General features: G+C 45.0%; 14 protein-coding genes. 5 read left to right on the top strand and 9 right to left on the bottom strand.

The genetic code is table 11. The features are described 5' to 3' along the window. The 5 genes from O3627_RS09995 to O3627_RS10015 all read right to left on the bottom strand — a co-directional run. The coding region (locus O3627_RS09995; protein WP_371621375.1) for a prepilin-type N-terminal cleavage/methylation domain-containing protein at window positions 1-131 on the bottom strand (131 nt) is incomplete at its 3' end. 170 nt (window positions 132-301) lie between these two features. Continuing rightward, complete coding sequence (locus O3627_RS10000; protein WP_002899358.1) at window positions 302-1,528, bottom strand: type II secretion system F family protein; 1,227 nt, start codon at window positions 1,526-1,528, stop codon at window positions 302-304. 3 nt (window positions 1,529-1,531) lie between these two features. Further along, on the bottom strand, window positions 1,532-2,596 hold the full coding sequence (locus tag O3627_RS10005; protein WP_011837691.1) for a type IV pilus twitching motility protein PilT: 1,065 nt from the start codon (window positions 2,594-2,596) through the stop codon (window positions 1,532-1,534). A gap of 1 nt (window position 2,597) precedes the next feature. Further along, window positions 2,598-4,280 (bottom strand): GspE/PulE family protein, encoded by a 1,683-nt coding sequence (locus O3627_RS10010; protein WP_002899360.1) that lies wholly within the window; start codon window positions 4,278-4,280, stop codon window positions 2,598-2,600. Window positions 4,281-5,400: 1,120 nt separating this feature from the next. After that, window positions 5,401-6,288, bottom strand: coding sequence for a cation diffusion facilitator family transporter (locus O3627_RS10015; RefSeq protein WP_125382999.1), 888 nt, complete (start codon window positions 6,286-6,288; stop codon window positions 5,401-5,403). A 169-nt stretch (window positions 6,289-6,457) separates the two neighbouring features. Between O3627_RS10015 and O3627_RS10020 the strand changes: the two genes are divergently transcribed. Together O3627_RS10020 and O3627_RS10025 are read left to right on the top strand one after the other, a co-directional pair. Continuing rightward, window positions 6,458-6,979: a TetR/AcrR family transcriptional regulator gene (locus O3627_RS10020; protein WP_002894195.1), complete on the top strand. Its 522-nt coding sequence runs from the start codon at window positions 6,458-6,460 to the stop codon at window positions 6,977-6,979. 38 nt (window positions 6,980-7,017) lie between these two features. Then, a complete protein-coding gene (locus O3627_RS10025) occupies window positions 7,018-8,184 on the top strand; it encodes a CynX/NimT family MFS transporter (protein WP_371621368.1) in 1,167 nt (388 codons plus the stop codon). A 148-nt stretch (window positions 8,185-8,332) separates the two neighbouring features. Here the strand turns inward: O3627_RS10025 and O3627_RS10030 are convergent, their stop codons facing one another. Beyond that, window positions 8,333-8,914, bottom strand: a complete 582-nt coding sequence (locus O3627_RS10030; RefSeq protein ID WP_371621369.1) for a DNA-3-methyladenine glycosylase — start codon at window positions 8,912-8,914, stop codon at window positions 8,333-8,335. Between the two features lie 280 nt (window positions 8,915-9,194). Here O3627_RS10030 and O3627_RS10035 point away from each other — a divergent pair, with 280 nt between their 5' ends. From O3627_RS10035 to O3627_RS10045, 3 genes are all read left to right on the top strand, one after another. Further along, window positions 9,195-9,584 carry a hypothetical protein gene (locus O3627_RS10035; RefSeq protein ID WP_371621370.1) on the top strand — a complete coding sequence of 130 codons (390 nt, stop codon included), beginning with the start codon at window positions 9,195-9,197 and terminating at the stop codon, window positions 9,582-9,584. Window positions 9,585-9,748: 164 nt separating this feature from the next. After that, on the top strand, window positions 9,749-10,495 hold the full coding sequence (locus O3627_RS10040) for a DeoR/GlpR family DNA-binding transcription regulator (protein WP_371621371.1): 747 nt from the start codon (window positions 9,749-9,751) through the stop codon (window positions 10,493-10,495). A gap of 32 nt (window positions 10,496-10,527) precedes the next feature. After that, window positions 10,528-11,355: a Cof-type HAD-IIB family hydrolase gene (locus O3627_RS10045; protein WP_371621372.1), complete on the top strand. Its 828-nt coding sequence runs from the start codon at window positions 10,528-10,530 to the stop codon at window positions 11,353-11,355. A 30-nt stretch (window positions 11,356-11,385) separates the two neighbouring features. Here the strand turns inward: O3627_RS10045 and O3627_RS10050 are convergent, their stop codons facing one another. From O3627_RS10050 to dltC, 3 genes are read right to left on the bottom strand one after another with little or no spacing between them, the layout of a single operon-like run. Then, the gene (locus O3627_RS10050) at window positions 11,386-11,871 is read right to left on the bottom strand and encodes an N-acetyltransferase (RefSeq protein WP_371621373.1); all 486 of its coding nucleotides are present in this window, start codon (window positions 11,869-11,871) and stop codon (window positions 11,386-11,388) included. 40 nt (window positions 11,872-11,911) lie between these two features. Next, a complete protein-coding gene (gene dltD, locus O3627_RS10055; RefSeq protein ID WP_371621374.1) occupies window positions 11,912-13,180 on the bottom strand; it encodes a D-alanyl-lipoteichoic acid biosynthesis protein DltD in 1,269 nt (422 codons plus the stop codon). After that, window positions 13,173-13,412, bottom strand: a complete 240-nt coding sequence (gene dltC / locus O3627_RS10060) for a D-alanine--poly(phosphoribitol) ligase subunit DltC (protein WP_002894204.1) — start codon at window positions 13,410-13,412, stop codon at window positions 13,173-13,175. Before dltC ends, dltD begins: the two co-directional genes overlap by 8 nt. Window positions 13,413-13,424: the final 12 nt, after the last annotated feature.

Here is a 13,424-nt window from a genome sequence, read left to right on the forward strand (position 1 = left end):
CCTGTGATAGCTGGAATCGCTACTGCTGCAAGAACAGCGATGATGATGATTACGACAATCAACTCAACCAAGGTAAAACCTTTACCTTTTTTCTTCAAGTCCTGACGGAACTTTTGCAATTTGTTTAACATTTTGAATAGATCTCCTATTTTTTCATAATTTTTACTATTTCCGCCCACAGGGGCATTCGTTTTGTTCCTAGCTGGGAGACCCCACAAACTCCCAGCATCAGAACGGTTTTCCTAACTTTTTGTGCAGAGCAATTACTCTGCGAATTCTAACTTTTTCTGTAAATAATCTGTTATTGATTTGCTTCAGCGCCCTGTTGAACAGCATTAGCAATTTCAAACATTGGCAACATAACAGAGGCAACAATTCCCCCGATGATGACCCCCATGACGATAATCATGGCTGGTTCCAAGAGTGAGAGTAACTGCTTGATAGCTGCCTCCAGCTCTTCTTCATAAAAATCCGATGTTTTATTGAGCATGGACTCCAGAGACCCAGACTCCTCACCGATCTTTACCATCGAGAGCATCATAGGCGGGAAGAGACCTGTCGAGGTCAGCATACCCGTTAGGCGTTCCCCTTTTTGCAGACCTTCATTGGCGATTCTCAGCTTGTCAATAACAACAGCGTTATTAGTCGTTGCAGCAGCTGAATCAATAGCCTCTACCAGAGGGATACCCGCACTGGTAAGAGTAGCCAAGGTGCTGGCGAAACGAGCAGTGACAATCTTCTGCATCGGTCCTTTGACGACTGGCATCTTGAGCTTAAGCTGGTCCAGCTGGTAACGGCCTGCCTCAGTACTGCGATAACGCAGGAATAGGAAGACTAGAAGCCCAACCCCTCCAAAGAGGATATACCAGTAAGATTGGACGAAGTTACTAGCTGCCAAGACGATACGTGTTGGCAAAGGTAAGGCAACACCACTCTGTTCAAAGATTCCCGAGAAGTTGGGGATAACGACATAGAGCAAGACCAAGGTGGCAGCTACTGCCAGAAAGGCAAGGACCGCTGGATAGATCATAGCCCCACGAATCTGGCGACTGGTCTTGAGCTCTTTGTTATAGTGCTCAGACATTCTTTCCAGTACCTCGTCTAGCTTACCAGTCTTTTCGCCGGCCTGTACCATACGGATTAAGAGGTCGGGAAAGAGACCATTTTGCTCGATTAGAGACTTGGACAGCTGATTCCCTTCTTTCAAGCCTTTACTGATAACCTTCAGACTTGCCTTCAAGTTTTTGGCATCTGTCTGCTGCTCTAAGATATCTACTGCATTGTTAAGCGGGATACCCGAGTTTAGCATAACCGACATCTGCTTACAGAAGAGCGATATGTCCTTGAGCTTGATCTTCTTACTTTGGAAAAGGGTGATTTCCTTAGAGCCCATGACCTTTTCTTCGACACTGATTGGCTTCCCTTTGAGACGGATCCGATTGACAGCGTCCGTCCGGTTAGGCGCGTCCACCTCTAGTGTAACGACCCCTTGCCGAGTATCTAAGTATTTACAAACATATACTGTCATGCTCTAGTACCCCACTATTCCTAGGGATTTTTCAACTTGAGCGCGGTCCACTGAGTAGGACAGCAGCGTTCTTTGATCGATGACATTGCGACGGTAGAGTCCCATGAGCGAAGTGTCCATGGTAATCATGCCTAGCTGAGCCCCTGTTTGGATTGGCGTCAGCAGCTGGTGGGTCTTCCCTTCGCGAATGAGGTTGCGAATAGCGGGTGTTCCCAGCATGATTTCAAAGGCAGCCACACGACCCTTGCCGGTCGCTGTACGCATGAGCTGCTGCGATACAACCCCTTCCATAACTGCTGAAAGCTGTACACGGATCTGCTCCTGCTGCTCGGCTGGAAATACGTCGATAATCCGGTCCATGGTGTTTACAGCACCGACCGTGTGGAGGGTTGACAGGACTAAGTGACCTGTTTCCGCCGCACGCAGAGCGATTTCAATCGTTTCTTTATCCCGCATCTCACCGACTAGGATGACATCCGGGTCCTGACGAAGGGCACCGCGGAGGGCATTACCGAAGCTCTGCGTATCCGCTCCCAGCTCACGCTGGTTGACCAAGCACTTATTATGCGTGTGCATATACTCGATCGGATCTTCAATCGTGATGATGTGCTCATCCCGCAAGCTGTTCATGTAGTTGATCATGGTTGCCAGGGTCGTTGACTTTCCGCTTCCTGTTGGTCCGGTAACCAATATCAGCCCCCGGCGTTTCTCAGCCAGCTTTTTGATAACTGGTGGCAATCCCAGAGATTCCATAGATGGAATATCCTTGGGAATAACCCGCAAGGCAATCCCGCAGTTGTTTTTCTGCTTAAAGATATTGACCCGCAAGCGATAGCCATTATCGACCTCGTAGGCACAGTCCACTTCACCGACTTCTAAAAGATGAGCAATCTGCTTCTCATTTAAAATATGCTTGGTGAAGCGAACCGTGTCTTCGTTGGTCAAAATTGTATTGTTGAGTTGTGTTAACCTCCCGTGCAAACGCATGCTTGGCTCAGCGCCAACCGTGAAGTGGATATCTGATGCACCCGCTTCAATCGCCTGCTTAATTAACTCATCCAAATTCATCCTAAACTTCCCCTTCTAGACTGAAGGCAATCTTCATTGCTTCTTCAATCGTTGTAGTCCCCTGTTTTGCGATATCAATGGCCTCCTCCGCCAAGTCTCGCATACCATTTTTCTTAGCTTCTGCTCGAAGCTGTGACGTTGTTCCACCATCATTAATTAGTGATTTAATCTCCCTTGTCACCGCCATGATTTCGTGGATGGCAATACGTCCATAGTATCCCGTGCCGCTGCAGTAGTTGCAGCCGCGTCCGCGATACAAGGTGTCTCCCTTGTGAATACCGATACCTGCATGTTCATTTGTTTCTACAGTGTACTCAGTCTTACACTTAGGACAGATGCGCTTAATCAAGCGCTGTGCGATAATACCGACAGTCGCCGTTGATACCAGATAAGGCTTGATGCCCATATCGACCAAACGGTTGACTGTACTAGCTGTGTCATTGGTGTGGATAGTCGAGAGAACGACGTGACCAGTGATAGCGGCACGAACCGCGATACTAGCTGTCTCTTCGTCCCGAATTTCCCCCAAGAGAACGATGTCCGGGTCCTGACGCAGGATACTTCTCAAACCACTCGCGAAGGTCAGTCCAGCTTTATTATTTACCTGAACTTGGTTGACCCCTTCCAATCGGTACTCAACCGGATCTTCAACGGTGATGATATTTTTTCCTACATCATTGAGCTCACGGAGCGCTGTATAGAGAGTGGTTGTCTTTCCGCTTCCTGTAGGACCAGTCAGCAAGATAATGCCTTCTGGCGCCTTAAGAATATCTTCAAAGAGCTTCTGATTGGTTGGTGAGAATCCCAGCTCCTCTTTACTGAGGAGGGTTGCATTCCGGCTCAAAATCCGAATAACGATTTTTTCACCGAATACAGTAGGCAAGACTGAAACCCGCATATCGACTTCTTTGCCGTCGATGGTTGTTTCAATCCGTCCATCCTGAGGAATCCGCCGCTCGGCAATGTCCAGACCACTCATGATCTTAATCCGTGTCGCAATGGCTGAGTGAGCATTGGCTTTCAACTGCATGTTTTCCACCAAAGTCCCGTCAACCCGGAAACGAACACGAACAACTTTTTCAAAGGGCTCAATATGGATATCGCTGGTCCGCGTCTTGATTGCCTGACTAATAATCGAGTCAATCAAACGTACAACCGGAGCGTTTTTGATTTCGAGATCTTCTTCGACGATCTCCTCGTCCACATTAAAACCTTCGATTTCGGTCGCTGCCTGTTGGGCTTCTTCTCCTTTAGAATAGTATTGATCAATATACTTCTCAATATCATCCCGAAAAGTTACATAAGGTTCTACCGCCATCTTAGAAACGATTTTAACATCGTCTAGGGCGATATAGTTGCTTGGGTCTGCCATCGCAACTACTAACTTGGGTTCTTCTCCCTCTTCCCCATCTGTGAAAGAGATCGGAATCAATCCATGACGTTTAGCAACTTTTTCTGAAACCTTCTCGACAGCTTCCTTTTCTATCACAAACTGTGATAGATTGACATGAGGTACACGGTAATAGTAACTCATGACTTTCAGCATATCCTCTTCTGTCACATAGCCCTTGCTGATTAGATATCTCTCTAACTGCATGTTTGATTGTGGCATATCTTGAAGAATTTCTTCTTTTTGAGCTGCCGTTATCAGATTGAATTGAACCAATATAGCGATTAGTGCCATTTGTTTCTCCTGTCTGTGATTTTTTTGTAAAAATCCTTCAATTCTTTCTATGCGTTAATAGATAACAGCTTTCTTAAAAAAATCTCCCTCGCTTAAAGTTTCCTTTAAGGTTTCTTTAAGCTTTTTAAGTTAGGCTAGTACATGGAAAATTTACCAATAGAACCAAACTTAATGTTTTAAGTTAGATGCTTTGAGCAGTATCTCCATTTGATAAACCTAGTAAACAGTCCTTAAACCAATCCTAGGATTGACAAGGGCGTTTTAGATTTGTCAAAAGGGGCGCAAAAAAGCAGATGCCAAAAACATTTGTTCTTGCGTTCTTAAATACTATACAAAGCAAGTTCTCTTGCAAAATTTCTCATGCTTTTAGATGCAGGTTAAACCGTGTGTGTGTGAAGTTGGTTTAACCCGAATCATCAAGCAGCCAGTGCCATAAGATAAGAATTCTTGTCTTATGGTTTTTTCTTTTTACCGATATGCATATTTTGGTAGGAAATGCTAGGAACAAAAGCTTTATTTGCTTTAAAAAACATTTACCTATCACAGTATATGACATAATTGACATCTTGTCAACAGGTTTGCCTCGAAAAAAATGACTGCATTTAAAAAAATGTTTAATTTTGACAAAACCTTGTTATATCAAGCTTTTTGACACTTTTTTAAAGCGTTTTTTTACTTCGAGGATAAAAAAAAGCAAATTTTTTTGAGGAAATTTCCCCTTTACTGCTTCTTTTTCAACCTTCAGATGGACAGTGTGACAGCATCTGTCCTCTTCTAATCGGTAGTCGATATGCTTAGGAAAGGCGCTTCAGGACAAGGCTTAGCAAGCTTTGCCTGTTTCTTCCTACCCAATAGTATATGCTAAAGAAAATGCATTGTCAATACATTTGCATTTTATTATATGTAAAACCTATCTAAAAATGCACAATGTACTCAGCTTGTCTATTTTTTATAGAAAAACTACAAAATCAAAAAGGCTAGAATTTTCAGACAAAGAAATAGAGAAATTAAATAAGAAGAAAATCATAAAAATAGAACCAGTTGAGTGATGGAAATTAGACTGCAAAACGAAAAAACAGCCCGATTATCGGACTGTAGAGATATGTTTACAGTAGTACTATTAAGTATGAGGTTTTAAATCACTCTCCCCGCCTAAACACCACTCTTCGTGCTCTTCCAAGCTGCTATCCGTCTGGATAGTGATTTTGGTGATGCCATAGGCTTGCAGTTCTTGACGCAGAGTAGTCTGGGTCTCGGCCAGCAGATCTGGGTTTTCAAGACAGATATGGATCATGGCAAATTTTTCCAAACCGTCTGTGGTCCAGACATTGAGCTGGGTAATAGCCTGAACGTTTTCAACCGCCAGAATTTCCTGATAAAGCTGGCTCAAATCAATATCGCTTGGGATGTGATCCAGAAAGATCTTGATATTTTCCCAGAACTTAGGCAAGGCCTTGCTGAGGATGAAGCCTGCAATGAGCAGGGAAAGCAGCGGATCTAGAAAATACCAGTCGGTAAAGCGCAAAACGATAGAGACCAGAATAACAGCCACCCAACCCAGAATGTCCTCTAAGAAATGGAGACTGAGAATGGACTCATTATGACTGTGTCCATGCCCGTGACCGACAACCTTGCTGGCTGCTAGATTGACTATAATGGCAAAGATACCCAGCACCAGCATGCCGTCATAATTAACCTTTTCAGGCGCAAAGACCTTGGGTACATTTTCGATAATCACCAAGATCGAGCCGACCAGCAAGATGACCGAGGTCAGCAAGGCTCCCAAAAGGCTGTAGCGCTTATAGCCCAGAGTGTATTTCTTGTCTTCTTTTTTATTAGAAATTTTTTCAAAAAGGGTGGAAAGTCCGATGGCCATCGCATCTCCCGTGTCATGCACGGCATCGGCTAATACAGCGCTGGAATTGAACATAAAGCCAAAGATAAACTCAAGAATGGCAAAGGAAAAGTTTAACAGAAAGGCAATAGTCATATTTTTACTAGATTTCACAGCTGCCTCCTTTCAGTTTAGCAAAATTTATAGTATAATGTAATCAAAACGGAACACCTTGTTCAGTTTTTTTCATCTTTATTATCCCTTATTCTCAGAAAGGAAACAAGAAGCAATTGAGGGGCTTTGTCTGTTACTGAACAATCCTGCTCTTTTGTTCCGAAACGCTATGGACAGACGAGTCAAGAAATCACGCGCAGCTATTTACCAAGCTTTTATCAGCCTGCTGCATCAAAAAAGTTATGAAAGCATCACCGTGCAAGAAATCATCGACCTGGCAGACGTTGGCCGGTCGACTTTTTATGCCCATTTCGATACCAAGGAAGCCTTGCTAGAGGAGGTTTGCCAAGACCTCTTTCAGCATACCTTTCTTGAACGTGACGACGGCAAGGATCTCTTTGAAGCAACCGCCCATATTTTCAAGCATTTCCAAAAGAATCAGGACAAGATTGCAACCTTGCTGCTTTCGAAAAATATCTATTTCACCAATCGCTTAAAGATTGAGCTGGAAAACTATCTCTTTCCGATGATTCAGGAACAGCTCCTGCGAAAAAAATCTCAGCTACCAGAGCCCTTTTTGAGAAATTACGTGACTTCTACCTTTGTGGAGACGGTCAGCTGGTGGCTCCAGCAGAAGAAAACCTTGCCAGAAACAGTTATCAGCCAGTATTTTCTGGATTTGATGGACTGATTTTATTTTGATATTTATATAGGAGGAAACTCAACTTTATGAAAAAGCAACATTCGAAATTTTTGCTTCCAGGTATTCTGATGGTGGGGGTTGTCCTACGGGCACCTTTTGCAGTGCTGCCTGTTGTGCTGGGCGATATTGCTAAGGGGCTGCAAGTTCCCGTCAACTCTCTGGGACTGCTGACTAGCCTGCCCTTGATTATGTTTGCCCTCTGCTCAGCCTTTTCCCCACGCCTGGCTCAAAAGGTCGGCCTGGAAAAGCTCTTTACCATAGCTATTATTGTGCTGACTCTGGGCTCTTTTATTCGTATTTTTAACCTGCCTCTACTCTACGCAGGTACAATCATGCTAGGGGCTGCCATCGCTGTCTTAAATGTGCTCTTGCCCAATGTCATTCAGGCTAATCAGCCAGAGAAAATTGGATTTCTAACCACACTCTATATCACTTCTATGGGACTGGCCATCTCAGTCATGTCTCCCTTGGCTGCGCCTATTGTCCGCTTAGCTGGCTGGAAAGGACTGATTCTCGTCCTGACCTTTATCTGCTTACTGGCCTGCTTGATTTGGCTTCCCAACAGCCGGCATAATCACCAACTGACTAGCAAAAGCCGCGAGCATCAAATGGGCTCCCTGCTAAAAAATCCTAGAGTATGGGCTCTGATTGTTTTCGGTGGCCTGCAGTCTTTACTCTTTTATACGGCTATTACTTGGCTGCCGACTCTTGGTCAGTTGGCAGGACTTTCCAATGATGCTACTGGATTCTTGGCCTCTATCTTTTCCTTTATCAGCCTTCCTTTGGCCATGACGATACCTAGTCTGACAACGCGTCTATCCGCTAAAAAACGCTTGGGGATGATTGCTCTCTTTTCTGCAACCGGTATGGTTGGTCTGGGTATGCTGCTGGTCAAGACAGATTCCTTTGTCTACTGGCTCATCCTCAATCTGCTAATCGGTATGTCCGTCAGCGCCCTCTTCCCCTACCTCATGGTTACTTTCTCGCTGAAAACCAGTACTCCTGAGCAAACCGCTCAGCTATCTGGCTTAGCCCAGACTGGTGGTTATATTCTGGCCGCCTTTGGACCTAGCCTCTTTGGATACAGCTTTGATTTATTCCATTCCTGGACTCCAGCCATCCTCATTCTCATTGGCTTGGCTGCCATTGTGACGCTAACTCTCTTTTACATTGAGAAGTTTGACAAGATATAATAAAGACGAAAAAACGCTTAGAAATCCTAAGCGTTTTTGCAATAGTTGAGGCACTCTTCTAGGTCCACATCCCGCCCTAAGTGCTCTGGTGCCTACGCTCTCGCATAATTTCTACGACTTGCTCAAAAATATCTGTTTTCTTCATCTTTTACTCCTTCTTCCAAGTATCCTCGTCATCCAGCAGGCCTCGCTTGGGCATTTTTGAGACATGACGATTGCCGGCCACATAAAAGCCCAAGGGCTCCTCTCGCCAGGCATCTGTGCAGGTCTCGCCAATCCGCGAACGGCTGGCAATCTGATTGGGAGTCAGGTCATAGGCTAATTGCAGACTGGAGGTCGCTAAACTCTGTCCATCAAAGCGCTTATCAATCCCAGCATACTTGGTTAACTTGCCAGGGCCGTTAGCTAAAAGACGGCCATCCGGTAGCTCCAAGGCTCGAATCAGTACGGCTTCGGCCACATTTTCAGCCTTGGTAACCAGATTCAGCATCTGATGGCCATGAATCTGATAGACATACCAGTGACCAGCTGACAGATACATGGATTCATTCTTAGGGGAGCGGCGCCCTCTAGCTGAATGACAGGCGCTGTCCTGACTTCCTAGATAGGCTTCTGTTTCGACAATCCGGCCTAACTTCTGGCCATTTAGAATCAGTTGCATACCTAGCAAAGCTCGCGCTGCTGCAACTGTGTCTGTCTCGATTAGTTTCTGAAAATTTCTTGATAACATAGGTTGATTATAGCATGATTTCTCCATTTACAGAGGAAAAGAAATGTTGCAAAAATGTTATTTTTCTCTTTCTCATAGACTTATTGTTTGTTACAAAACGATTACAACGTAAATAGCTCAGAAAGCGCGAAAATCCTTTTAAAATCTGTATATTTTCTATTTATCGTACATATAATTTGTAACATTTTTATTAACACGGTATGTTATTTGTGTATCAATCCAGTTTTTCATTGCTTCAAATGAAATATTCGTTTAATATTATACTAGAAGGAGGGGTAAGATGAAAAAATTATCTAAAATTTCTTTATTTTTATTACCACTAATTGCACTTTTCTTTTTGGCAGCTTGCGGAAATTCTGCAGATAAGAAGACTGAAGAAAGTTCAAGCTCAAGCGTATCTTCTTCATCTAAAGCTAAGACAAGCTCTAGCAGCACATCTGAAGAAAGCGGTAGTGCCAAAGTCAACGTAAACGGCGGAGATGCTAGCGTTAATGTAAATGGCGGAGACGAAAGCGGAGATGCTTCTGTTGAAACTAACGGAGACGGTAGTGCTAATGTACAAACTGACAACGCTGGTGTTAGCGTAAATGAAGATGGCGTTCATGTTCAAGGCGGCGGTGTTGATGTTAAGGTCGGCAGCGATGGATCTGTCAATATCCAAACACCTTAATTGAAAAACATGTTTCGATTATTATAATTCATGAAAACCGAGATTTGCTCGGTTTTTTGATTTTCTCCTGCGCATTTCAAAAAAAACTTGCAAAACATTAAAAAGACTTGTAAAAACTTATCTATCGTGTTATACTCTATTTAGAAAAGCAAGGAGGGCCAAGCATGTACCAAGAACAACGCTTAGCTGAAATCTTAGAGCTCTTAGCTGAGAAAAAACAGCTGTCAGCCAAGGATATGATTGAGCATTTTCAGGTTTCTAAAGATACTATTCGGCGAGATTTTTCAATTTTAAGCGAGCGTAGGCTTGTGCAACGCACCCACGGAGGTATTATCCCGCTAGACACTAGCCGGAAAATCCCCTCCTTTAACGACCGCATCAACCGACTAAGTCAAGAAAAAAAGGCTATTGCTCAGAAAGCCCATGACTTTCTCAAGCCGGGGCAGATTGCTTTCTTTGATGTCTCAACCATCGTTCTCCATCTGGCCCAGCGCATCAAGGAGCCTATGACAATCTACTCTCATTCTCTGGATAATGCAATCATGCTGAGCAGTCAGGATAAAGTAGATTTTCACCTCTTAGGTGGAAAATTCTATCCCAAAAACCGATTCTACTACGCGCTCAATGAAGCAGAGCTGCTGGAGCAAATTTCTTTTGACATTGCCTTTATCGGAGCAGCTAGTGTCTCTGACGGTCTAGTCAGCTTTGAAGACGAGACTGATGCTCACCTGAAAAGACTGGCTTTAAAGCACGCCAAGACTAAAATCCTGCTGGCCGAGCAAGACAAGTGGCAGAAAGAGTCTAAGTACATCCTGGGTCCTGTCAGCGACTTTGACTACTGGATTACGGACCAAGCGCCCAGCCCTGAGGTCCAAGAACTGATAGGAGACAAGGTTAAAATAATTTATTAAATCGATCTTTTAGACACAAAGGAGGAAGAGCTATGACAAACCAACCGATTCGCCTGATTATCAGCGACATTGACGGCACCATTTTGGACGACCAGCACCAAGTAGATTCTGAGCTCAAGGACATGATTCCCCTGCTAAGCCGAGAAAAAATCCCTTTCGTTCTCGCTTCTGCCCGCTCTCCTCTAGGCATGGAGCCCATTGCGCGTGAGCTGAAACTGGGAGATAATCCGTTAGCCTGCTACAATGGCGCTCTGGTCATCAAGGGCGACCCGCAAGCTTATGAGACCATTATCGAGCACCCTCTGGATAAGGAAGAAATCCGCACTTTTCTGGAACTGGTCAAGGCTGAATTTCCTAGCGTGTCCATCAATCTCTACTCTGGTAAGGATTGGATCGCTGACCGTCTGGATAAGTGGGTGCAGATAGAGGCAGCTATTACAGGTGAGCGACCGATGATTCAGAATGAGCTAATCCCAGTGCTGAATGCGCAAATGCCCGTCCACAAGCTACTCCTGATTGATCAAGCGCCTGTCATCCAGAAACTTTACGGCTACCTACAGACCTTAGAATTTCCCAAGACAGCCTTCTACCTTTCTAAGGACAACTACATGGAAGTCACGGCCAAGCATGTCTCCAAGGAGCAAGCCTTGTACGAAATTGCCCAGCACTACCAAGTGCCTCTAGAGCAGGTCATGACAATCGGAGACAACTTCAATGACCTTCCTATGCTGCGCTTGGCTGGACTTGGAGTCGCTATGGGCAATGCCCCCGAAGCAGTCAAAACCGAAGCAAAAGCCGTCACCAAAAGCAACAATGAGCACGGAGTTGCAGAAGCTGTAGAAAAGTATGTTTTGATATAACGCAAAAAATCTGCTCAAGGGCAGATTTTTTTATTGATGATAATCATAAGCCAGGCGAGGACTGCCGTCAGCCACATAAATAATGCCGCACTCTCTAAAGCCGTAGTTCAGCACTGCTGCCTGCATAGGCTGATTGTCCGCATGGGTATCGATTCGCAAATAGGGAATCTGCTGGCAGCAAAAATCAAAGACCTGACGGGATAGCCCTCTGACTTGCCCGTTCGAGGCGATGCGGTGAATGGTGCCGTAAGGCTCTGCAAAATGCCAGGCTCCCTTTTCGATGACCTGATAGGTCGGGTCTTCTCCAATGATAAAAGCAAAGGTGCCGACCAGCCGCCCTTCTTCCTCGACAACAAAGAAATGGCCAGCCGCAATGTCATCCTCAATCAAGCCTGCGCTGGGATAGCCTCCATCCCACTGAGTCGGATTGCCCTGATCTTTCATGAACTGACGGGCCACATCATAAATCTCCATAATGGCTGGGATATCTTTTGTTTGGGACAAACGAATCTTCATCTTTCTTCCTTTATAAAAATAAGGCTGGAAAATCCCAACCTTATTTGAATTCTTCTGGTTTGCCAGTATACTGAGACCATTCCTTAGTGAAGAAGCGGTCATTCATCTGGTAGTTTGGCGCCGGCTGTGGATTGGCTACAAAAGGATCAACTGCCTTGTCAAAGGCCAGCCAGCCGTTCCAGCCCATGTGGATAGTGTCCTGCATGAAGTAAGGCTTGTCGCCGTCCTTAGAAAAGTCAGCAATGTTGGTAAAGCCCTGACTTTCCAGCTGGTAACGAATCTTAGCCACTGTCCGCTGGTACATTTCAGGACTGAGTCCTGTATACTCCATCCACTTAGAATTGACCGGTGGAATGATGAAGATGACATTGGTCTTTGACTTGGCAAACTGGTCCAGAACCAGCTGCAAGTCGTTGTACTCAGGGGATTTTTCATAAGATTGCTTGGTCTGAAAACCTCTGAGCTTGGCAACCTTGCCGGCTAGACGGGTCTTGTAAAATTGATTGTCTATGCCGAATTGGTTATTATTGGTCTTCTTCTTGGCTTCTGCTGTGGCAATCTCTTCCAAAGCCTGATAGGAGAAGGTGTCTGGCAAATCAGCCATATAAGGCAAAATTCGCTGGTCATAATTTTCATTATTAAGGGCAGCAAAGTTGCTAAAAAAAGCATCTTGACGCTCATTAAGATGAGCCATCATCTCAATATGGCGCTCTTCAAAGCTGCTCAGCTTTTTACCTTCAGACAGCTTCTGGACGCTCTCTGCCATAGCGACATCTGGATAAAGCTGCAGGAGGCGCTGGGCTGCATATTGCGCCGCCGCATCTCCTTGCTGCTGAGACAGATAAGCCGTCAGCTGATCGCTGTTGAAGTACTGCTGAAAGGCCGAAGCATCATAGCCAGTCTTGGTAAACCACTGGGGCGACACTACATAGACCGCCGTTTGTCCCTCCAACTCAGAAGACATCTGCTGCATACCAAAGTACTGATTAAATGATGCTGCCCCGCGCTGACCTAGAAAATAAGGCCGATAGGAGCGATCGTATTTCTCAGCCAGCACTGCCGGATGCATGCTATCAAAGCGCAGCCATTCGCTAGATCCAAAGAAGGGCACAAAGCGCATCTTCTTATCGGTCAAGGCTGTCACTTTCTTACTGCGGCTTTTGAAGTTTTCTGCTGTCAGGGTCACTGCTGAGCGCTTCTCTGCTTCTATATCATGCTTTTTATCAAGCGGATAGAAGAAAAAGAGCAGGGCAACCATGGCCATAGCGCAGAAAACCGGCCCCAGAATCAGCCAGAGTCGTTTAAGCATTGCGAAGCTCCGTTACGCCTTCAACGATTTTATTGGCTGTGTTCCAGTCATCACGGCCAAACTCTGACACCGGCACGCGGATATCAAAACGGTTTTCCAGCTCAACAATCAGCTCGACCGTCCCCATACTGTCTAGGACACCAGCATCAAACAAATCCTCGTCCATCATGTCTGACACATCTTCCATAAATAGTTCTTCAATAATTTCAATTACTTCTGCTTTTATATCCATTTTTCTTCCTCA

It is taken from the genome of Streptococcus sp. 27098_8_82 (assembly GCF_041431615.1).
Classification (GTDB): domain Bacteria; phylum Bacillota; class Bacilli; order Lactobacillales; family Streptococcaceae; genus Streptococcus; species Streptococcus sanguinis_K.

Coding starts and splice junctions, on each gene's coding strand:
- O3627_RS10005 (WP_011837691.1), bottom strand. CDS start 2,596: ATGAATTTGGATGAGTTAATTAAGCAGGCGATTGAAGCGGGTGCATCA.
- O3627_RS10010 (WP_002899360.1), bottom strand. CDS start 4,280: ATGGCACTAATCGCTATATTGGTTCAATTCAATCTGATAACGGCAGCT.
- O3627_RS10050 (WP_371621373.1), bottom strand. CDS start 11,871: ATGAAGATTCGTTTGTCCCAAACAAAAGATATCCCAGCCATTATGGAG.
- O3627_RS10035 (WP_371621370.1), top strand. CDS start 9,195: ATGAAAAAATTATCTAAAATTTCTTTATTTTTATTACCACTAATTGCA.
- dltD (WP_371621374.1), bottom strand. CDS start 13,180: ATGCTTAAACGACTCTGGCTGATTCTGGGGCCGGTTTTCTGCGCTATG.
- O3627_RS10030 (WP_371621369.1), bottom strand. CDS start 8,914: ATGTTATCAAGAAATTTTCAGAAACTAATCGAGACAGACACAGTTGCA.
- O3627_RS10045 (WP_371621372.1), top strand. CDS start 10,528: ATGACAAACCAACCGATTCGCCTGATTATCAGCGACATTGACGGCACC.
- O3627_RS10000 (WP_002899358.1), bottom strand. CDS start 1,528: ATGACAGTATATGTTTGTAAATACTTAGATACTCGGCAAGGGGTCGTT.
- O3627_RS10020 (WP_002894195.1), top strand. CDS start 6,458: ATGGACAGACGAGTCAAGAAATCACGCGCAGCTATTTACCAAGCTTTT.
- dltC (WP_002894204.1), bottom strand. CDS start 13,412: ATGGATATAAAAGCAGAAGTAATTGAAATTATTGAAGAACTATTTATG.
- O3627_RS10040 (WP_371621371.1), top strand. CDS start 9,749: ATGTACCAAGAACAACGCTTAGCTGAAATCTTAGAGCTCTTAGCTGAG.
- O3627_RS10025 (WP_371621368.1), top strand. CDS start 7,018: ATGAAAAAGCAACATTCGAAATTTTTGCTTCCAGGTATTCTGATGGTG.